At 43.4% G+C, this 21427-nt stretch carries 18 protein-coding genes; 10 read left to right on the top strand and 8 right to left on the bottom strand.

Annotated features, from left to right (window positions below; all coding sequences use genetic code 11):
* The first annotated feature begins 5 nt into the window (after positions 1–5).
* Positions 6–2429 (top strand): poly(ethylene terephthalate) hydrolase family protein, encoded by a 2424-nt coding sequence (locus ACFOSV_RS07450; RefSeq protein WP_377904966.1) that lies wholly within the window; start codon positions 6–8, stop codon positions 2427–2429.
* 153 nt (positions 2430–2582) lie between these two features.
* On the opposite strand, the gene ACFOSV_RS07455 is transcribed toward ACFOSV_RS07450, so the two are convergent.
* Positions 2583–5585 (bottom strand): AsmA-like C-terminal region-containing protein, encoded by a 3003-nt coding sequence (locus tag ACFOSV_RS07455; RefSeq protein WP_377904968.1) that lies wholly within the window; start codon positions 5583–5585, stop codon positions 2583–2585.
* A 217-nt stretch (positions 5586–5802) separates the two neighbouring features.
* Complete coding sequence (gene dgt, locus ACFOSV_RS07460; RefSeq protein WP_377905308.1) at positions 5803–7149, bottom strand: dGTP triphosphohydrolase; 1347 nt, start codon at positions 7147–7149, stop codon at positions 5803–5805.
* A 102-nt stretch (positions 7150–7251) separates the two neighbouring features.
* On the opposite strand from dgt, the gene ACFOSV_RS07465 reads away from it, so the two are divergent.
* The 4 genes from ACFOSV_RS07465 to ACFOSV_RS07480 are packed head-to-tail and all read left to right on the top strand — an operon-like array spanning position 7252 to position 10390.
* Positions 7252–8055: a DUF4382 domain-containing protein gene (locus ACFOSV_RS07465; protein ID WP_377904970.1), complete on the top strand. Its 804-nt coding sequence runs from the start codon at positions 7252–7254 to the stop codon at positions 8053–8055.
* Between the two features lie 40 nt (positions 8056–8095).
* A complete protein-coding gene (locus tag ACFOSV_RS07470) occupies positions 8096–8890 on the top strand; it encodes a DUF4382 domain-containing protein (RefSeq protein ID WP_377904972.1) in 795 nt (264 codons plus the stop codon).
* The gene (gene ribD / locus ACFOSV_RS07475; RefSeq protein WP_377905310.1) at positions 8890–9915 is read left to right on the top strand and encodes a bifunctional diaminohydroxyphosphoribosylaminopyrimidine deaminase/5-amino-6-(5-phosphoribosylamino)uracil reductase RibD; all 1026 of its coding nucleotides are present in this window, start codon (positions 8890–8892) and stop codon (positions 9913–9915) included. Before ACFOSV_RS07470 ends, ribD begins: the two co-directional genes overlap by 1 nt.
* Entirely contained in the window at positions 9908–10390 is a 483-nt protein-coding gene (locus ACFOSV_RS07480) for a GAF domain-containing protein (protein ID WP_377904974.1), read from the top strand. Before ribD ends, ACFOSV_RS07480 begins: the two co-directional genes overlap by 8 nt.
* Here the strand turns inward: ACFOSV_RS07480 and ACFOSV_RS07485 are convergent.
* Together ACFOSV_RS07485 and dxs are read right to left on the bottom strand one after the other, a co-directional pair.
* Entirely contained in the window at positions 10387–11157 is a 771-nt protein-coding gene (locus tag ACFOSV_RS07485; protein ID WP_377904976.1) for an alpha/beta fold hydrolase, read from the bottom strand. The two genes, ACFOSV_RS07480 and ACFOSV_RS07485, sit on opposite strands and share 4 nt — an antisense overlap.
* Positions 11158–11169: 12 nt before the next feature.
* The gene (gene dxs, locus ACFOSV_RS07490) at positions 11170–13083 is read right to left on the bottom strand and encodes a 1-deoxy-D-xylulose-5-phosphate synthase (RefSeq protein WP_377904978.1); all 1914 of its coding nucleotides are present in this window, start codon (positions 13081–13083) and stop codon (positions 11170–11172) included.
* Between the two features lie 179 nt (positions 13084–13262).
* On the opposite strand from dxs, the gene ACFOSV_RS07495 reads away from it, so the two are divergent.
* From ACFOSV_RS07495 to ACFOSV_RS07510, 4 genes are read left to right on the top strand one after another with little or no spacing between them, the layout of a single operon-like run.
* Positions 13263–14012, top strand: a complete 750-nt coding sequence (locus ACFOSV_RS07495; RefSeq protein WP_377904980.1) for a segregation and condensation protein A — start codon at positions 13263–13265, stop codon at positions 14010–14012.
* 2 nt (positions 14013–14014) lie between these two features.
* Positions 14015–15073 (top strand): lysylphosphatidylglycerol synthase transmembrane domain-containing protein, encoded by a 1059-nt coding sequence (locus ACFOSV_RS07500; RefSeq protein ID WP_377904982.1) that lies wholly within the window; start codon positions 14015–14017, stop codon positions 15071–15073.
* Between the two features lie 2 nt (positions 15074–15075).
* A complete protein-coding gene (locus tag ACFOSV_RS07505) occupies positions 15076–17547 on the top strand; it encodes a bifunctional UDP-N-acetylmuramoyl-tripeptide:D-alanyl-D-alanine ligase/alanine racemase (protein ID WP_377904984.1) in 2472 nt (823 codons plus the stop codon).
* Between the two features lie 36 nt (positions 17548–17583).
* Positions 17584–18393, top strand: coding sequence for an ion transporter (locus ACFOSV_RS07510; protein WP_377904986.1), 810 nt, complete (start codon positions 17584–17586; stop codon positions 18391–18393).
* On the opposite strand, the gene ACFOSV_RS07515 is transcribed toward ACFOSV_RS07510, so the two are convergent.
* The gene (locus ACFOSV_RS07515) at positions 18385–19620 is read right to left on the bottom strand and encodes a voltage-gated chloride channel family protein (protein WP_377904988.1); all 1236 of its coding nucleotides are present in this window, start codon (positions 19618–19620) and stop codon (positions 18385–18387) included. The two genes, ACFOSV_RS07510 and ACFOSV_RS07515, sit on opposite strands and share 9 nt — an antisense overlap.
* A gap of 223 nt (positions 19621–19843) precedes the next feature.
* On the opposite strand from ACFOSV_RS07515, the gene ACFOSV_RS07520 reads away from it, so the two are divergent.
* A complete protein-coding gene (locus ACFOSV_RS07520) occupies positions 19844–20728 on the top strand; it encodes a TIGR01777 family oxidoreductase (protein WP_377904990.1) in 885 nt (294 codons plus the stop codon).
* A gap of 9 nt (positions 20729–20737) precedes the next feature.
* On the opposite strand, the gene ACFOSV_RS07525 is transcribed toward ACFOSV_RS07520, so the two are convergent.
* Genes ACFOSV_RS07525 through ACFOSV_RS07535 form a run of 3 tightly spaced genes read right to left on the bottom strand, consistent with a single transcriptional unit; the run spans position 20738 to position 21414 of the window.
* On the bottom strand, positions 20738–20911 hold the full coding sequence (locus ACFOSV_RS07525) for a PLDc N-terminal domain-containing protein (RefSeq protein ID WP_377904992.1): 174 nt from the start codon (positions 20909–20911) through the stop codon (positions 20738–20740).
* 12 nt (positions 20912–20923) lie between these two features.
* The gene (locus tag ACFOSV_RS07530; RefSeq protein WP_377904994.1) at positions 20924–21154 is read right to left on the bottom strand and encodes a PLDc N-terminal domain-containing protein; all 231 of its coding nucleotides are present in this window, start codon (positions 21152–21154) and stop codon (positions 20924–20926) included.
* Positions 21151–21414 carry a PLD nuclease N-terminal domain-containing protein gene (locus ACFOSV_RS07535; RefSeq protein ID WP_377904996.1) on the bottom strand — a complete coding sequence of 88 codons (264 nt, stop codon included), beginning with the start codon at positions 21412–21414 and terminating at the stop codon, positions 21151–21153. The genes ACFOSV_RS07530 and ACFOSV_RS07535 overlap by 4 nt, the downstream gene beginning before the upstream one ends.
* Positions 21415–21427 lie beyond the last annotated feature (13 nt).

Raw genomic sequence — 21427 nt, forward strand, 5'->3', positions numbered from 1 at the left:
TCATTATGAAGAAATTTTTCAAAAAAGCCGGAGGCTGGATTAAGGCTAAACTAAACCTTATCAATCCCGGGAAATTTGCTGTCAAGGGTGCCGCCATCGGCCTAATCACTCTAACTATCCTAGTTTTTGTGGTGGAGGTGATGGGTATGAGCCTGAGTTGGGGTGACCCATGGATTTTAGTGTTTGGCTTGTTGATTATGCTTGTAGCCACACTAGCAGCATTTTTGGGTAGTTGGCTGATTAGGCAACTGTATGAAATTCCGAGGATTTATAAGCTTGCCTTGATTTCAAGCGGAATAGTATTAAGTCTGGTTCGCCTTGGGGATGAGCGCTTCGCTGTTTATATGGTTCTAGTCTTCTCTCTTTTTGGAGCGGGAGTTGCCATGTTTTGGAAGGGACACTTTAACCGATTGACCCTCCCCAAAAAGGTGGTTTCTATCTTTGGACTATTGCTTGGAACCGCCGGAATAGGGATGTTGATTTACTTTGGAAGTATTCGTGGATTGGAAGTGGATGAGCAGATCAACGCTGCAAAGCTTACAGAGGATAGTGTACCTCCAATCCAAGCTGATTCTCCATCCGCAAGAGGAAACTTCCAGTTTTCCACCTTTACATATGGTTCGGGTAAAGACCTTCGTCGAGAAGAATTTGCCGAAGGCGTCGCATATCAAACCGAATCGGTTGATGGGCGGGCCTTTATTGATAATTGGGAGAAATTTGGAGGCTGGTGGCGTGAGAAATACTGGGGCTTTGATGCCAAGGAATTACCCATAAATGCGCGAGTTTGGATGCCAGAAGGAGAAGGGCCATTTCCTTTGGTATTGGTGGTTCACGGGAATCATTCCATGCAAGATTATTCCGATCCGGGATATCACTACCTTGGCGAGCATTTGGCCTCGAGGGGAATGATCTTGGCCTCTGTGGACGAAAATTTTATCAATGGAACCTGGACCAATCTTTTTGGACGTTTGGAAAGAGAGAATGATGCCAGGGGGTGGATTTTGCTCGAGCATCTGCGAGTTTGGGAGCAGTGGAATCAAGATGCTTCTCACCCACTTTTTGGTAAGGCTGACATGGATAAAATTGCCTTGATGGGGCATTCCCGTGGAGGTGAGGCGGTGGGCCATGCTGCCATGCTGAATGCATTGGAGTACTATCCAGATGATGCTTCCATCAAACTGGGCTATCATTTCAATATCCGTGGGATTGTGGCAATTGCCCCAGTAGATGGGCAATACAAGCCTGGAGGATCAGGCACAAAATTCGAAAATGTGGATTACCTCACGATACATGGAGCTCAAGACGCAGATGTCACTTCTTTTGCGGGGGCGATGCAGTTCGAGCGAATCAAGTTTACAGATAGTACTTACCACTTCAAGTCCGCAGTATACATTTCGGGAGCGAACCACGGGCAATTCAATACCTCATGGGGAGATAATGATTATGGAGTGACATTTAAAGGCATCCTCAATCTCGGCCAACTCATGCCAGCAACTGAACAACAGGAGGTAGCAAGGGTTTACATCGGAGCATTTTTGGAGGCAAGTTTGAATCAGCGTAAGGAGTATTTACCTCTTTTCGTTGACGTAAGAAAGGGAAGAAATTGGCTTCCAGAGTCAATTTATTTGAGCCAGTTTGAGGATTCTAATGCTCGAATTTGGGCAGATTTTGATGAGGATTTTGAGCTGACTAGTACTAGCACAGGAGGTGGAGCGAAAGGTGAAAATCTTAGCGTTTGGCGTGAGGCAGAAATCGATTTGGAATATGCCAAAAAGGGAAGCAGAGCGGTGTATTTGGGATGGAATTACGAAAAATTAAATGAAGGAATTGATACGCTTTGGAATGACGGGTCGAAGCCAACTTTACCAGACTCAGCCTTGGCGAGCTATTCGATTCTGCTAGATTCCATGAGTTTCCGTCCTGATTCTACCTCAGTTTTGATTTTTTCGCTAGCAGAATCCTCCGAAAGTTCCGATCCTAAAAGTGGAGGAAAATGGATAAACGATGGGAATGAAAATGAAGAAGCTGAGACTGAGGAGACGGAGAATAATGCAAATAATTTAGCCGAAAATGAGGAAGATAAAACCGACGAAGAAGAGGAGGAGAGCGAAAAAGAAAAGACCCCAGAGGCACCACTAGATTTTACAATTGTCTTGACCGATGATGAAGGAGCAGAAGTGAGCTTTCAACTCTCTGAGTTTTCACACCTTCAGCGACAGATCAAGTCCAGAGTGTTGAAGCTAGATTTCTTGGATGATAAAGATCACTCAGAAAATATCTTCCAGACTTTCCTATTTGATTTGGAAAAAGTGAGCTCACAAAATCCAGAGTTCAATCTTGAAATGCTCAGGGAGATTCGCTTTGAGTTTGACCAAAATGAAAGCGGAGTGATTATTTTTGATCAACTGGGATTGACCAAGCGATTTTAGCTAGGAGAAATAAAAGAGGCTGTCTCATAAATACCTTTTGTCACATTGGTCCCGACAGTTGTACGGGATCGAAATTTTGCTTGATTATTCACAAATTGACTTCGACTTCGCTCAGTCTGACACTAGTACCCCTTTTGAGACAGCCTCATTTTTCTAATTATTTACTTTAACCGTATCCGGCTTAGTCGTTTCCTTGACTTTGGGTAGGAATCCTTTCAGTAGTTTCTTGGCTTCGTCCACAGCTTTTTCTTTGCCGACGTTGACTTGCTTCTGCAATTCATTTTTGACACTATCCTGAATCACTTCAGCTTTGAGTTTCAATTCTTGCTTCAGGCTATCTTGCACTGCATTGAATTGTTCTGTTGCTTGATTTTGTAAGGACTGAGTCTCCCCCGCCACTCTTGCTTTCAATGCATTGCTCAATAAGGTTTCCATGCTATTTCCACCTGCTAAAGCGATTTTGGGAGAATTATACGTGCCGCTTAGGTTTAGGGCTATGGGGATCAAAGTACTTTCGTTTACAGCATTTCCGGAAATAGTTGCAAGCAATGAATTTGCTTGAGCACCAAATTTGCCGGCAGGTACTTGCATATTGATTAGGTAATTCATCGAGCCATCAAAGCCTGCTGAGCCTTGAATATTCGCTTGGTAATCCCAAAGCTTCACGTCAAAGGGGCGAACATCCATTACCCCATTTTCTATGGTGATAGGTATGGAAATATTTTTTAATTGAAGCGTATTCGCGTCTTTGAGACGAGTCAGGCTGGTGATGCCTTCGAGGACTTTGCTATCTCTCAGAGCTGTCTCGGCTACTCTTAAAAGTCCCTTTGCATCAAGGCTAGACAATACCGGCATCATATCCTGGCCTAAGATTCCTGAAACGTTCAGACTTGTATTGAAGCGTCCCGTGAGATTTTGGGCGACAGGAGCAAACGCTTTTACCGTATTGAATGCCTTGAATGATTCAGCGATACTCAAATCGAGAATATTCAGATCAAAGTCAAATTTGGGATTAGTCAAATCCCGGGGATCGTAGCTACCATTCAAGCCAATGGTACCTCCTAACGTTTTCATGCTTGCATTGGAAAAAGTCAAAAGTCCATCTCGCAGCGTCATGGTGCCGCCAATTTCATTGAGCGTGAGCTTTTCATACAAAACCTCTGTTGCTGCTGCTGACAAGGTAAAGTCAACATTTTTGGGAAGTTCGATTACACTTAGGCTTTCCGTAGGCTCTGTGGAGGCACTTTCTGTCATCCATTCGTTGGCGTTAAATCGTGGGCTTTTTACATTCAGCTGACCTCGGAGAATACCATCTGGGGTCAGCAAATAATTCATGTAATTGGACAATGTTCCATTTGCTTGGACCACGCTCTGTCCAAGCTTGGAATCAAATTCCGTCAGCTCGATTCGTTCGGGGTTGAAGGTGGCTCTGGCCTCTGTGATTTCTACTCCCTGTGGTACATCCGTGGAAGTATACTTGAATTGGTCCACAGCCATAGTGCCACGAGTTTCTAGTTGATTGTACTTTTTGGCCTCTACGGCGGCATAAGATCCTTTGGTTTCTAGATCTGCTTGGATTCTTCCCTCCAGATTCATGTCTTCCATGGGAAAAATGGTCAGAAGCTTTTTCAAATCAACTGCACCTGAAATGGCTCCATCCCAAATCAATTGGTCAAAATCTTTGATTTTTAGCTTTCCACTTATCTTTTCCTCCTCTAGGGTGAATCCAAATTGGCTCAGGTCAATCAAAAAATCACTCATTTTGCCACTTGGATTTTGAATGCTAGCATTCACATTCATCTGCTCTATGGGAGCAGGATAATCAGCGCTTTTGGCATAGCCATCAGTGAGTAAAAGTTTTGCTTCGATTGCTGGAATGATCTGTGCTACAGAGTCATACCTTCCCTTAGCAAAGGCATTGACCGCTAGATTTCCTTTTAGCGAGAGGCCTTCAATAGGAAAAATTGTGGTGAGTTCTTCCAGATTCAATTTTCCATTCAATGCACCTTCCATGGTGTAGCTGATCAAATCTTGAAGAAAGAAATTTCCCGATATGGGGTTACTTCCAAAATCCAGATTAAAGGTTGAAATCCGAATGGAGGTGTTGTCTAGCTGGGCGGTCTCGTTTTTTGCCTGAAATGCAAGGTTCACATTTTTGACAGGTCGGGGAAGGTCTGGATACTGAAACATGCCATCTTTTACAGCCAGAGAAACATCAAAAGAGGGGAATTTTTCTTCGGAATAAATACCTTTCACAAAACCATTGAAATCCATGGTTCCTGAGGATTCTAAACTCGAAAAGCTTTCTGTGTATATTCCTGGTACCAAAGAAAGAAGGCTCTTGAATGAATTATCTTTTCCAGAAAAAACTAGATCAAATTCTATGTCCTCTGCTGGCATGGCAATAGACCCTCCAAGGTCAAACAAGAAATCATTGATCTGGAAATCCCCTTCAGTCAGTTCAAACTTCATTTGATCTATGTCTACCTGCATTAGCGTTTCACCCCTAAAGAGTTTGTCGGTGAGATAATTCACCCCTTCATAAGTAATGTTGGCAATGGTTGCATCCATTTCTATGGGTAGGGTGAAAACAGAACTGGTAAATTCTCCTGAACCTTTAGCTTGGATACCGCCCAAAGCCATAAAGTAATCCAAAGACCTATCATCATAGACCAAGTTCAAATCTTGAATTTCAATTAGATTAGCGGCAATTTTTAGGTTGCTGTCCTGAGTACTTTCGACTTCTTGCGTTTCGCTTATGGCGATATCATAGTTGGCCTGACCGTCTTGGAGGACTTTCACATAGAGACTTCCCCCATTTAGGTGAATTCCGGTAAGTGTAGGATAATCATCAAAGAGCACAGACCGTAAGTTAAAGTCCACCTGGATTTCATTAAGTGAAACCAGGGTGTCTCCTTCAAACGGGGCATAACCCACAATTTTGAAATCCTGGGCTGAAGCTGAAATATTCGGGAATTCTCTAAAGAAACTCAGGCTTATTTTGTCCAAATCATAAATCACCTGAGCATTGACTGATTTCTGGATTTCCCGATCAATAAGAGCGACAATTTTGTCTTTGAAAAGAAAGGGAAGTGCCAAGCCTGACAAGATCAGCAGAAGAAAAACACCAAAGAAGGCCAATAATATTTTTTTCATAGAATGTTGTAAATCAAAGGATTTGATCTGAGTCCAGGGTGGGGCGATGTGAGCCGTGGATGTATACGAGTCAGCTCACATTAAGTGACAAGATTCGCGCCGAATTATTAAAATTTTACAAAGTAGAACCAATTATTAATTGAGCTTCTCAGATGCCTCAATCTATATTTTTCAAATCGAGGTATTCGAAGAAAAGAACAGATGATTGGATCAAAAATCAGGATCCTGGGAAGGAGATTCCTTTTACCCTTCTGTATAGATTCAAGGCATATTTATCGGTCATCCCGGAGATAAAATCGATGAGACTTCGGAGTAGTGGATAGGGATTCACTTCTTCACCCCAGCCCTTATGTAAGGGAAAATCTTCAGGTAGTAGCCTTAGGATGCTTTTGTCCTGTCCACTGAAATTTGTCGGATTGTAAAATTGGTGATACAGAGCTTTGGAAAAAACGGATAGTAAACCTTCGAGGACCTGAAAGCCTGCGGCTTCTTTTTCCAAAACTACTTTGGAGCGATAAATCTTCTGAACAGAAACTTTGGTGATTTCTCCAAGTGCTTGGGCTGAAGGGATGATATCCGTTAGCGCTTTATCAAAAGTGCCCTTGCGCATACTTTCCTCATATTGGTCAAAAACTTCCACGGTTTCGCGGATCAGGGTTCCGATTGCCATCGCCCGCAAAGCTCCCAAATTCTGAGATTGGCTTTTGCCTTTGAGCTTTTCAGGGTTGAATTTATCCTTCAAAATAGGCTGAAGTAGTCTCACTGTTTCCTCAAAAGTGACCAAACCCATGGTACAGCCATCTTCCAGGTCGATGATGCTGTAGCAGATATCATCTGCCGCCTCCACGAGAAATGCCAGCGGATGACGAAACCAGCATTCGGGACTTGACTTTTCTAGTCCCAGATATCGTCCCATGGATTCAAAGTCCGAAAGCTGATTGATGAAAAAGCCATATTTCTTTTGACTCTTCCTGGAGATATCGCGATGAGGAATGAAACTAGGCCGAGGGTATTTGGTAAAGGCGGCGAGAGTTGCATAGGTGAGTTTAAGGCCAGATTCTTTGGATACGAGCATGCGAAAGCCTTGTGCATTTCCTTCAAAATCACAGAGATCAGCCCATTGTTCAGGTCGTACATGAGATTCCCAGCAGGTTCCCATTGGATGAAACTTGAAGAAATCAGAGATGGCCTCTTCCCCAGCATGTCCAAATGGGGGGTTTCCAATGTCGTGAGTCAAAGCTGCCGCGGCTACGATAGCCCCCATTTCATATGCGGTGATTCCGGTAGATTGGAGATTTGGGTATTTCGCCAAGAGTCTTGCCCCGGCCTCCTTGCCTAGTGATCGGCCCACCGAAGAAACTTCCAAACTGTGGGTAAGCCGCGTATGTACAAAAGCCTGGTCGGGAAGAGGAAATACTTGAGTTTTGTCCTGCAAGTTCCTGAATGGAGCCGAAAAAATTATACGATCATAGTCAATTTCGAACTCACTTCTACTGCTATCTAAATTAGTATCAGTTGGTTTTTCACCAAATCTGCCACGAGTCAAGAGCCGTTCCCATTTCATCATGCCCAAAAATAAGAAGTAGCTTTCGTTTAGACTTAACAAAACCGAAATTGTATCTTTGGATTGATTCTTGTATTTCCAATGCAACAAAAGAATACGACTATGAAAAAGCTTATATATTTATTTCCCTTACTTATTGTATTCTTATTCCAAGGATGTGGTGATGAAGTGGACTCTCCCGCTTCGGGAAGCGCCAAAGTCAATTTTTATCTAGTTGATGCTCCCGGGGACTTCGAAGAAGTTTGGATTGAAATTTTAGCCATAAGGGTGCTAATGAATGATGCAGCTGAGGACGATGAATCTGAATGGATTGAGGTTCCTTACAATGAAAATGATAGATATGTGAACTTGTTGACCCTCGTTGGGGAAAAATCTGAATTCTTGGGAACTGAAGATTTGCCAGAAGGAGAAATTAAGCAAATACGACTGGTTTTGGGTGATGATAATTTTGTAGTTATTGATGGGGAAAGGTCTGATTTGAAAACCCCAAGTGCACAGCAAAGTGGCTTGAAAATTAAAGTTGACGAACCAGTACAAAGCGGACAAGTTTATGGATTGGTTATTGATTTTGATGTGGAAAAATCCATTGTTGTCGCTGGAAATTCAGGAAATATCATTTTGAAGCCTGTCTTGAGGGCCTATATGGAAGAGTCTGCAACAGGAGTAATGGGGCAAGTCTTGCCTGTTGAAGCTCAACCTATAGGAGTGAAAATGGTAGGAGCTGGTGAAGAGTATAATACCCAAGTGGATGATGATGGTAACTTCAAAATCCTAGGTGTGGAAGATGGTTTGTACAGCTTAGAAATTTCTCCGAATAATACTTACAAGGCTTTAACCATCGAAAATGTAGCTGTGGAAAATGGAAAGATCAAGGTTATCGATCCCATTGTGCTTGAGGTAAATTAAATTTAACAAATGGCCCTTGGCCCAAATGGGATATAGATCGATGGGTAAATTTTTAGTCATTGCTTTAATTAGCCTCTTCCTATTAAGTTCATGTGAGGATCCATCGAGCGATCAGAAAGCCTTGCTCAATGTGATTTTAGTAGACTCTCCAGCCAAATGGGATTCGGTATTTGTCAGTTTTCTGGGTGTGGAGGTGGATGTACGGGTGCAAGGAAGGGAATCAACGCTTGAAACTTTTTATTTTGAATACAAGCCTGGAGTGAAGGAAATCGAGATTAGCGCCCTCGTTGGAGGGGAGGCTTTGTTGATGGCGAGAGGTGAACTACCTGTGGGGAATATTGTGGGAGGTAGACTTCTGCTAGGAGACACACATTATCTTTGGCTAAATGATAGGCGCTACCCATTGCCGTTGGCAGATTCTCGGCTTAAAGAGATTCCTTTAGATTTTGAAGAAGAAGTTGAGTTTGGTCTAGCTTATGATATGTTGGTCGATTTTGACTTGGAAAGATCTATCAAAGTCTTGAATGAAGATCCTTTGACGCTGAATCTTGATCCCAAAGTCACGGCTATTTCTGGAATCGGCTCCGGCGAAATCGAAGGTAGAATTTCACCCTCAGCGCTGAAACCGGCCATTTATGTCATTTCAGGGGATGACTCACTTTCCACTCAAACCAATACTTCTTCGACTTTTTTATTTAGAATTCCCTCGGGTGTTTACACCATATACGTAGACCCTAAGGATGACCGATACGATTCTTTGGTCATCCGAAATGTACCCGTAGAAACTAATTCACAAACGGACTTGGAGCTTTTGACTATTCTTCCCAAAGAATGATGACTCGAGACGAAATGTACATGCGAAGGGCACTGGAGCTGGCTGAGCTGGGTCGAGGTTCGGTCTCACCAAATCCTATGGTCGGCTGTGTAATCGTCTATGCTGATCAGATCATCGGCGAAGGATACCATCGCCAATATGGAGAGGCTCATGCCGAAGTCAATGCTATCCACTCGGTCAAGCAACCCGAATTGCTTTCCGAAGCTACTGCTTATGTCACGCTGGAGCCCTGTGCACATTTTGGGAAAACCCCACCCTGCGCCAATCTCTTGGTAGAAAAGAAAATCAAATCTGTGGTGATCGCCACGATGGATTCTAATCCGCTTGTTGGTGGAAAAGGGGTTAAAATCCTTGAAGACGCTGGAATAAAGGTTAAGGTTGGAGTTTTGGAAGCAGATGCTCGTGCCCAAAACCGAAGATTTTTCACCCAAATGAATCTTCAAAGACCCTATATCATACTTAAGTGGGCTCAAACCCAGGATGGCTTTGTAGCGAGAAAGGATTTCTCTTCCAAATGGATCAGTAATCCAGCAAGCCGCCAAATGGTGCATCGCTGGAGAGCGGAGGAAGACGCGATTTTGGTGGGAAAAAATACGGCGAAGTATGATGATCCATCACTGAATGTGCGCGATTGGGTGGGAAATGATCCCTTGCGATTGGTGATCGATTCTCGACTGGAATTAACGAAGGGTTTGAACCTTTTTAATGGCACCATTCCTACGATTTGCTACAATACCCAGAAAAGTGAGAAGCAAGAAAATTTGGAATACGTCAAGTTAATAGAAGACTTTTCGCTTGAAGAATTGTTGTCGGACCTCAATCAGCGAAAGGTTCAGAGCCTTATCGTGGAGGGGGGAGCTTTTCTATTAAATAAATTCATCTCTGCCGAACTATGGGATGAGGCTCGGGTGTTTACCGGTCAAAGCAAATTTGGAGAGGGAATTCCTGCACCTGTACTACCCTCCCCGAGTCAAAACGAATTAGAACTTGAAGGAGATATCCTCCGATTTTACTACCATGTCTGATAGTCTTTACGTACCACAAACTACTTCTAGAACAGAGATCTATGAGGTAATTCTACCCCAGATAGAAGCACTCATTAGTAGCGAGCCAGATCTTTATGCTAACCTTGCCAATATTTCAGCAGCACTGAAGGAGGCCTTTGGCTTTTTTTGGGTTGGCTTTTACTTAGTTAAAGGAGAACAGCTCGTTTTGGGGCCATTTCAAGGACCTATCGCATGTACGCGAATCAATAAGGGCAAGGGTGTCTGCGGTACTTCTTGGGAAAAAAGTCAAACCTTGATCGTGCCCGACGTCGATGCCTTTCCAGGTCATATCGCCTGTAGCTCTGCGTCAAGGTCGGAGATTGTTGTTCCGGTTTTTAAGGGCAAAGAAGTTTTTGGGGTCTTGGATATCGACAGCGAATCCTTGAGCGATTTTGATGAGGTGGATCAAAAATACCTAGAGAAGCTAGTCTCTCTTTTGGGCAAAACGCTCTAATCTAGCGTACTAAGGCAAAAGTCTCTCACCATATCAAGTGTAGTGGCCTTCTCTTCGATCATACCCATATGCCCCATTCCCTCTAGTTCAAAGTACTGAGTGACTAGTGAGTTTTGTGCCCGACTAGCTTCAATTCTTACCGCGCCATCTTCTGTTCCTGCGATGAGCAGACTTTTACCTTGGAAGTGAGCAAGAATTTCCGATCTATCCTTCCTATCACGCATGGCTTTGGTAAAGGCCAAAAGTCCATTTAAAGACGATTCTTGGGCTTGACTCACGGCCTCGTCTATTTCTGAAGCCAGTTCTTCGCGTCGGTTTTCAGGAAAAAGCTGTGGGACAAATGAAGTGACAAACTTCTTTGCGCCGTTTTTCTGTAAAAAAATCAAGGTACGATCACGCATTTCCTTTTTGGATTCGTCGTCTGCGAAGGAGGTACTATTAAAAAGGCCAATCGCTTTGATTTGACTGCCCAAAAGCTCAGCAAGAGCCAGAGCAACATAGCCACCTAGGGAATGTCCAATCACTATGGGATCCTCGATATATTGCTCCTCCATCCACTCTTCCAGCCAAATGGCAACTATTTCAAGTGAAAGCTCATCTGCATCGAGACGGCTTTTCCCAAATCCAGGCAGATCTGGGCAGATTACTCTAAAGTCTTTTGAAAGTTCCTCGGCAAAGTGCGTCCACATTTTTCCTGTTTCACAGAATCCATGAATCAGGATTAAGGGCTGACCTTCTCCTTTTTCAAAAAAATGAATCTGAGACATGAAAGGGTGGAATTATTTTGCTTTTGCCACTTCACTAAAGCTCCTTACAGCCTCGGCTATACCCTCTGGGTCAAAGCCACATTCGCGATGAAGCTCAAGTTGTGTTCCATGTTCGATCACTTCGTCTGGAATACCGAGACGCTTAACTTGCGCTTGGTAGCCATGGTCAGTCATCCACTCAATCACGGCAGATCCAAAGCCACCCATGAGACAGCCATCCTCTACAGTGATCACTTTTTTGAACTTGCCAAAGATCTCATGTAGTAATTCTCCATCAAGCGGCTTTACAAATCTCATGTCGTAATGAGCAGGGTTCAGGCCTTCTTTTGCGAGTTCTTCTGATGCTTCAACAGCATAATTTCCGATGTGCCCAATAGTCAAGATCGCTACATCTTCTCCTTCTTTGACAATTCGACCCTGCCCTGTTGGGATTTTGCTTAAGGCGGTTTTCCATTCTGGCATGACACCCGTTCCTCTAGGATATCGGATGGAATAAGGACCTTCTTCTGCAACAGCAGAGAACATCATATTCCGGAGTTCTTCCTCATTCATGGGTGCTGCCACCACCAAATTTGGAATACAGCGGAAGTACGCGATATCGTATGCACCATGGTGCGTAGGGCCATCTGCTCCAGCAAATCCAGCTCGATCTAGACAAAAGACCACGGGTAAATTTTGAAGGCAGACATCATGCACAACCTGATCATAGGCACGCTGCATAAATGTGGAGTAAATGTTACAGAAAGGGATCAAACCACGTGTGGCCAATCCTGCGGAAAATGTCACCGCATGCTGCTCAGCTATTCCCACATCAAAGGCACGATCAGGCATGGCCTTCATCATAATATTCAATGATGATCCTGATGGCATGGCTGGTGTAACACCCATAATTCTGTCGTCCATTTCAGCCAATTCCACCAAGGTATGGCCAAATACATCTTGGTATTTCGGCGGCTGTGGCTTTGAGGGCTTCTTCTTATAGATTTCTCCAGTGACTTTGTCAAAAGTTCCTGGGGCGTGCCAAGTAGTTTGATTACCATTTTCGGCAGGCTCGTATCCTTTGCCTTTGGCAGTGATACAATGCAATATTTTTGGACCAGGAATATCCTTGAGGTCGTTTAGCACTTCAGCCAAATGATTGACGTCATGCCCATCTACTGGACCGAAATAGCGAAGATTTAGCGATTCAAAGAGATTACTCTGATTCAGTAGGGTAGACTTTATACCACCTTCGACTTTAGAAATGATCTCTTGTGCACTTGATCCAAACTTGCTCAGCTTACCAAGCATTTTCCAGACCTCGTCTTTTACCTTATTGTAAGTATGTGATGTGGTGATGTCGGTCAGATAGTCCTTTAGCGCTCCCACATTGGGATCGATGGACATACAGTTATCATTCAGAATGATAAGTAAGTTGCTGTCGCTAACGCCCGCGTGATTCATCCCTTCGAATGCCATACCACCAGTCATGGCCCCATCACCGATTACAGCGACGTGCTGAATATTGGACTTTTTGTATTTGGACCCAACAGCCATTCCGAGTGCTGCGGAAATTGAGGTACTGGAGTGGCCTACGCCAAAGGTATCGTATTCGCTTTCCTTGCGTTTTGGGAAGCCAGAGAGGCCGCCGTATACACGATTGGTGTGGAAGCGATCTCTTCTTCCGGTTAGAATTTTGTGCCCGTATGCTTGATGTCCTACGTCCCAGACGAGTTGATCTTCGGGTGTATTTAGTACGTAATGAAGAGCAACAGTGAGCTCCACTACACCAAGGCTAGCGCCAAAATGGCCACCATATACCGAGACGTTGTCAATTATAAATTGACGCAGTTCATCACAGATTTGTACCAGTTTGTCCTTGGGTAACTTCTTCAGATCATCTGGGCTATTTATTTGGGCTAGTAATTCTCCTGGTTCGATTAGCATCGTACTTGCTTTGTTGGGGTCAAAAATGAATAACCGCTGACGATCAGCTTTGTTTTCGACTTGTCTAAAATCTCAATTTCTTTAGACTGTTCTTTATCCAAAGTCATTCCAATAGTTTTAGCTTATTTGAATATCTTTGGTTTCCAATCAGCAAAATTAACCATTAATTTAAATATCCTTTGAGTTTCGAAATCAAATTACCCCTTTTCGAAGGTCCGTTTGACTTAATGCTTTTCTTCATTGAGCGAGACGAGCTGGATATTTATGACATTCCAATTTTTAAGATCACTCAAGATTTTCTGGATTATCTCCACCATTTGGAGAAAATGGAAATTGAAGTAGCGAGTGAGTTTATTCTTTTCGCGGCCACGCTGATGAAAATCAAGTCGAGAATGCTTTTGCCGAGGCCGGAGCTCAATGAGCAAGGAGAAGAGATCGATCCGAGAGAGGAACTGATTCGGAATCTCCTTGAATATAAAAAGTACAAGTCTGTCATCGAAGAGCTAGCGCAAATGGAATATGACCAGCTCCACAAAGAGAAGCGGGGCAATGTATTGGAAGAGTTTTATTCTTTATCCAAAGATGAGGACGTAGATGCCGAAATGCAGCATGTTGATTTGTACAAATTGCTGAAGGTATTTCAGCGAAAAATGGCTCAATTGGCAGCGCGTGAGCAAGAAACCAAGCATACCGTAATTCAATATCCGTATACCATAGAGCAGCAGAAGAATTTTGTCTTGGAGCGGGTGAGTCTAAAGAAAAGGATGCCCTTCTCTGATTTTATCGATTACAAACCGGATAAGATCTTTGTGATTTATACTTTTTTGGCGATCCTCGAACTGTTGCAGCTCTCCGAAGTTACTCTTGTCATTGGCGAAGGGTTCAATAATTTTTGGGTGGAGCGAATAGAACCCGTGGAGGCTGCCTAACTATGAAGCTGGACAACAAGAAAATATTTCAGACCTTAAATCCTAACAAGGTTTGGGTACCGGTTTTGATCGGCCTCGGGATCGTCTTTGCTATGTTTTACTTCGATCCATCGGTGAATGCGACCACCCTCAAGGGAGTTTTTGATGCGTCTGTTCCATTTCTTCTTCTGGCGGCACTCCTCATTGTCTTTCGGGATGTGGGCTATGTCTATCGAATTCGAACCATTACCAATCAGGAACTCACTTGGACTCGGTCGATTTATGTGATCATTCTTTGGGAGTTTGCCTCAGCGGTGACACCATCCGTCGTAGGAGGTACAGCAGTTGCTATTTTTATTCTCAATAAGGAAGGAATTAAGCTGGGTCGAGCGATTGCCTATGTCATGGTCACGGCCATTTTGGATAATTTATTCTTTGTCATCGGGGCCCCCATTATTCTGTTTTTTGCCAAGGGAAATATCTTTCCGGAAAGTCAAGTATTAGAAAGTCAGCTTCAAAATAGCCTAGAGTACATTTTCTGGATTAGTTATTCACTTTATGCGATTTACAGTGTGGTGATGGCTGCGGCCTTGTTTTATAGACCAAGAGTTTTCAAGTGGGTACTGATGAAGATCTTTACACTTGGTTTTTTGAGAAAATGGAAGCACGATGCCAGTGAATATGGAGATCAAATCATTGAGGCTTCCAAGGAGCTTTCTGGAAAAAGTTGGAATTATTGGCTCCCAATTATTTTGGCCACGATCTTCATCTGGTCTTCCAGATACCTAATGCTTAATGCGCTGATTACAGCATTTGTGTCCCTCTCACTTGAAAATCATGTGATCGTTTTTGCGAGACAAGTGATCATGTGGATAGTAATGATGATCTCACCAACTCCAGGAAGTAGCGGTACAGCTGAGTTTTTCTTTGGGCAGTTCTTCACCCAGTTTCTGGAGGGTTACACCTTCGTTACGAGTATTTTGTGGAGACTTCTGTCCTATTATCCATACCTTATTTTAGGAGCGATATTTTTGCCACGCTGGATTAAGCAAGTATTCTTTAAGAAGAAAAATAAGTCATAGCCATGCTGCAAGGTCTTAGCATATCCCAGATTGTAGACCTGACCGGAGGGAAATTACTCTGCGGTGAAAATGAATTTGTCGTCACCAATGTTGCGATCGATTCGCGGCAGGTAGTACGAGCTACAGAGACTCTTTTTGTGGCACTTCAAGGTGCAAAAGCGAGTGGAGAGCTGTTTATTCCGGACTTGATTTCCCTTGGGGTGAAAGCTTTTTTGGTTTCGAAGAGCTTTGATGAAAATAAAATCCGGAAGGATGAAGGTCTCATTTTTATTGCAGTTCCTGATACTCGCGAGGCGCTCCAAAAAATAGCAGCTTTTCAGCGAAAGCAATTCAAAAAGCCTTTGCTCGGGATTACTGGCAGTAATGGAAAGACCATCGTAAAAGAATGGCTAGGTCAAGTTTTATCTGAAGAGTATACGGTGGGCAAAAGCCCAAAGAGTTACAATTCTCAAGTGGGAGTTCCTTTATCCATTTTTGGGCTATCTGCTTATCACCAAGTAGCGATCCTTGAAGCAGGGATTTCCAAACCCGGTGAAATGGATGCCTTGGAGAATATGATCCAGCCACACCTTGGGATTTTCACCAATATTGGTAGTGCGCATGATGAAGGGTTTCCTTCTAGGAAAGCGAAGATTTGGGAAAAGTTGAAGCTTTTCAAAAGATCAAAATTTGTCATTTATCAGAAAAATGATTCGGAACTAAGTAATTCTATTGAGCAAGAATTTTCAGCAGATCGATTGATCAGCTGGGGCGATGAGCCAGGAGCCACTTTCGTGCGATCGGTAAAAAAATTAGAGCAAGGTACAAGAATCGTATTGCTCAAAGAAGATCTGGAAATGCTCACTTTTAAGGTTCCTTTTTCAGACTCTGCTTCACTCGAAAATATCACCCACGTACTTGTGGCAGCATTGACCTTAGGGGAGCAATCCACCAAAATCCAGCAAGCACTAGATCACCTGAAGCCTGTGGAAATGCGCCTGACGTTGAAGGATGGAGCCAATGAGTCCTTATTGATTGATGACACCTATAGCAATGATCTAGCTGGTCTACGTGTAGCGCTTGATTTTATGAAGCTTCAACGTCCGAAAAAGCGCCGAGTGGTGATTCTTTCAGATGTACTGCAGCATGGCGCAGTGGAGGAGGTTTATAGTGAAATTTCGGGGTTACTCAGCGAATATGAAATCGATCAGGTCTATGCTGTCGGAAAGGAAGTTCATCGAATTTCCAGTGCTGGGTCGATGGAAATTGCCTTATTTGAAACTACTCAAGATTTACTTCAGGGAATATCTCCAAATGATTTTCAAGAGGATCTGATCCTGATCACTGGCGCACGAGTTTTTGGTTTTGAAAGAGTTGTGAACTTCTTACAAAGGCGCATCCATGGAACTACGCTTGAGATAAACCTAAACGCGCTCACCCACAATTTCAATTTTTACAAGAAGCAGCTCAAACCTCAGACCAAAGTAATGGTAATGGTCAAGGCTTTTGCATATGGTGGTGGGGCTGCAGAAATCGCAAACCACCTCCAATCCATGGGGGCAGATTATCTAGCAGTAGCATTTACTGACGAGGGGGTCGCCCTTCGAGAAGAGGGAATCACTCTCCCCATTATGGTTTTGAATCCGGTGAAAGAATCACTTCTGCTTTGCCAACAGTATGATTTAGAACCCGTTGTTTTTAGTCCCTCTTTTTTGCGATTTACAGCAGCATTGACCCAAAAAGAGAAAATCGAACTCAGTATTCACTTAGACTTCGATACTGGGATGCATCGCTTGGGTTTTGATGAAAGCGAGCTCGCCGATCTCGGGGAAATCCTACTCGCAAATCCACAATTGGAGCTCAAAAGTATCTACACTCATTTGGCCGGTGCGGATGAAGAAGTACATAAAGAGTATTCTATTCAGCAGTTGGAAACTTTCGCGAGGATCAAGGAAAAGCTGAAGCTAATGCTTTCCATTGCACCGCTAGCGCATGCTTTGAATTCTGCTGGGATTTTGGCTTTTCCAAGTTTTCAATTTGATATGGTTCGACTGGGGATAGGACTTTACGGGGTAGAAGTAACTGGAAAAAATGAGGGGGCTTTGAAGCCCATTTCGACTTTGAAAACCACTATTTCCCAAATCAAGGAGATTCCTCCAGGTGGCACAATCGGCTATTCCCGCAAAGGGGTTTTACCTGATGGAGGAAGAATAGCTACGCTGGCAATTGGCTATGCTGATGGCTACGATCGGAGATTTAGCAATGGAGGTGGATTTGTTTTGATTCATGGACAAAAAGCCCCAATCATTGGGAATGTCTGCATGGATATGTGCATGGTTAATTTGGAAGGTATTGCTGCTCAGGAAGGCGATGAAGCCATCGTTTTCGGTCCTGAGGTGTCCTTAAGTGATTTGGCTAAAGGAATCGGAACTATTCCTTATGAACTCCTCACAAACATCAGCACTAGAGTTAAGCGCGTGTATTACTTGGACTAGATTGGGTACAAGCGTTTATTTTTCATAAATTCCATCATGGACTTGAGTAAAAAGCGACTCGCGCATATTGTCTTTGAAGCAGATGATTTACCAGGGAAGATATTCGATATCGTCCTGCTGGTGATGATTTTAGGTAGCATCTTAGTTGCTATATTAGACTCAGTCGCCTCCATCCGTGCTCAGTATGGTGAGATTTTTTTCTTCCTAGAATGGCTCTTTACCATTCTTTTTACGATTGAATTCTTATTGCGAGTCTGGCTCTCTCGCAAAGCCACTGGATATATTTTCAGTTTTTATGGAATGGTGGATTTGCTGGCGATCTTGCCTACCTACTTAAGTTTTTTTGTAGTCAATTCCCAATTGCTAACCGTAGTTCGGGCTCTCCGATTATTGAGAATTGTTCGGATTCTGAAATTGGGGCGATATGTGAGTGAAGCAGAGTTTTTGAAACGGTCCATTCGATCTAGTTCCCATAAAATTTTATTGTTCATAGGTTTTATCTTGACCATAGTCCTCATTATGGGTACGCTGATGTTTATCATTGAAGGGCCAGAGCATGGTTTTTATAATATCCCCATCGGAATGTATTGGGCGATTGTGACCCTCACTACAGTAGGTTTTGGTGATATTACCCCCGCAACGCCTTTGGGTCAGTTTTTTTCATCCATAATTATGCTTTTGGGCTATGCGATCATCGCCGTTCCTACAGGGATCGTAAGTTCTGAGATGGCCGCTCAGCGAACCAGAGAGCAATTAGCCAAAGGGATAAAATGCAATACCTGCGGCAAAGCTGGCCTCGACCCTACGGATGCATATTGTAAAGCTTGTGGGGAGCAGTTACCCTAAAGGAGGTTTTCGCTTGAAAAAGATAGGTTTTGAGGATAAATCCTGAGCTGAATAAATGCTAGATTCTCCCGAAGCTAAATAGGCTATGGCGCAGCTCAAGGCTAGAAAAAATCCTGCTTCCAGTCCAAATAGCTCAAGTCCCATTAGTGTACAGGCCACAGGAGTATTAGTGGCTCCAGAAAAAACTCCGACCAGACCGATTCCCGCTAAAAGGCTCAAGGGTAAGGGAATCCAAACAGCAAGTGCATTGCCCAAAGTGGCTCCAGTAAAAAATAAAGGTGTTACTTCACCACCTTTAAATCCTGCACCAAGAGTGAAGGCAGTTAAGCCGGTCTTTGCCAGCCAATCGTACCAAGGCAGTGGGGTCTCAAAGGCCTCCACGATTCGGGGAACACCAAGTCCGAGGTAATCTGTATTGTCCGATATCCATACAACCATGGCGATCAATAGTCCACCAATGACCGGTCTGATTGGGGGGTAAGAAATAACATTGGAAAAAATTTTCGTGAAAAAATGGGTGGACCAGGCAAAGAGTCTTCCTGAAAATCCAAAGGCAATAGCAGCAGGGATTACCCACAAGAAATTTACTAGGGTATGAGGAGGAACTTCCGAAATGACATAGGCCGTATGCCCCACTCCCCAAGCCCATTCACATGCCCAGTCAGCCACAAAGGCTGTAGCAAAAGTGGGCAACACAGACTTCCACCTGACCTTCCGATCCAGCATCCATTCCAAGGCAAAAAAGGCACCTGCTAGGGGAGTTCCAAACACCGAAGCAAAACCTCCTGCTACACCACAAATCAGAATTAATCTGCGCTCACTTTGGCTCAGATCAAACCACTTATCGAGTTGGTCTGCTAGTGATCCTCCCATTTGAACAGCTGTACCCTCTCGACCCGCTGAACCGCCAAAAAGGTGCGTAATGACCGTTCCAAGCAATACCATTGGAGTCATTCGTAAAGGAATAGGCTCTTTTTGCTGGTAGATTTCATCAAGCAAAAGATTATTTCCCTTTACAGCCTTTGATCCGAAACGATGATAGGAATAGCCAATTAACAACCCACCTAAAGGCAACAACGCGATGATCCAAGGATTGGCTTCTCTATAGTTGGTAGCCCACTCTAAAAGGATCAGAAAAATAGCTGATGCAGAACCTGAAAGTAGCCCAATCAGGACCGCAAATCCAGACCATCTGCCAGTGTATCGTAAGATTTCCTTTGGAGTCAAAATTTTTACTTTTCGCCAAGATAGAAATTATCTTATTTCCGCCTTGGCCTAGGTCTAGTTGAACACGTTTGAGTCTAGCAAAAGCTGATAAAAATGTCATCCATCAAATAAAAGTAAGCGAGAATCCAGAAAGCCTTTTTTATTCGGTATAACTTTTGAATTTTAAATCACCAAAGATTTCTACCTTCAACAATGCTGCAGGTTTGGAGTTAAGTGAATTACTATGAAAAATGTCCTCATCACAGGTGGTTCTGGTCTTGTCGGCCAAAAAATTACAGATCTTCTGGAAGAAAAGGGCTATGCCGTGGCTTGGTTGAGTAGGACTATTCAAAATAGGAAATCTTTTCTCTGGCAAGTGGACAAAGGGATGATCGATCCAGAGGCCATCGAATGGGCCGATGCGGTAATCCATCTGGCGGGAGCTGGAGTAGCAGAAAAACGATGGACGGATGATCGAAAGAAACTCATTTTAGAGTCACGGACCAAAAGTACTCAGCTACTTCATGATGCGATTAATTCTGCGGTCAATAAACCCAGTACCTTTATTTCTGCTTCAGCAGTTGGGTATTATGGGTTCAATACCGGTACGAATTTGATGACAGAATCATCTTCAAATGGGACTGATTTTTTAGCCCAAGTAGTGATCGCATGGGAAGAAGAAGCCCGAAAAATGGAAGAGCTTCAGCTGCGAACCGTGTTACTCCGAATAGGAATTGTGTTGGATAGTAGTGGCGGAGCACTTAAGGAAATCCTTAAGCCACCCTTTGCAGCACCACTTGGGTCAGGAGATCAATGGATGAGTTGGATTCATATCGCGGACTTGGCCAAAATGTTTGTTTTTGCTCTAGAAAAAACCACACTACAAGGCACATTCAACGCAGTGGGTCCCAACCCAGCTACCAATCAAGAAGTAACCAAGGTGGCTGCACAGGCCACAGGAAAACCGTATGTAGGTTTGGGAGTACCTGAATTTGTATTGAAATTGGTTTTAGGCGAAATGGCAGCGATGGTGCTCGGAGGCAATCGTGTTTCTAGCCAAAAAATCCAGAAAGCAGGCTTTGAGTTTGATCATCCGAACTTAAAAGAAGCTATGCGGGATCTATTCTGATCCAATTACTCAGATTCTTTTTCCACGGCCTACAGCAAACCATAAAATGGTGCCCAAAAACGGCAGCAAAATCACGATTAAGATCCAAATCAATTTGTCATTGCTCTGGTGAAAATTGCTGATGACCACATCGTATATGGTGTAGGCGTAAATGAGAAAGCCGATTATTCCAAGTCCGAACATATAGAAAACTGATTAGGTAATTGAGGTTTTGGTGGATTTGCCTATGGCCAAATAAGCTAATGGGCCGATTATATGTGCGAAAAGAATAATGATCACCCAAATTATTTTCATGTTTTGATCCTTGAAATCAGATCGGATTACGTCCACTAGACAGTAAATCCAAAAAGCCAAGTAAGCTAGACTGAGAAGCAGAAAAACAATTCCACCTAGACCCATATTCATAAAAAACAGTACTGTCATCATTTTCTAAAGTTTATTCGTTTTTGGAAATATGAAGAAGTATTCATTTTGGAAGCTTTTGTCCTTCTACTCATACTGAGGTACAGGAATGTTCCAAAAACAGGGATGAAAATAAGGAGCAAGGCCCAAATCAATTTTTGGTTTGGATCTCTGAATTCAGATCGGATCATGTCCAAAAGAGCATAAATCCAAAACCCCAGATACACTAGCATAGTGACCTGGGCAATCCATAAATAACTAAAATCGGGAGTGATGATTTCCATCTCTATTCTTCCA

It is taken from the genome of Algoriphagus namhaensis (assembly GCF_042649705.1).
GTDB classification, from domain to species: Bacteria; Bacteroidota; Bacteroidia; order Cytophagales; family Cyclobacteriaceae; genus Algoriphagus; species Algoriphagus namhaensis.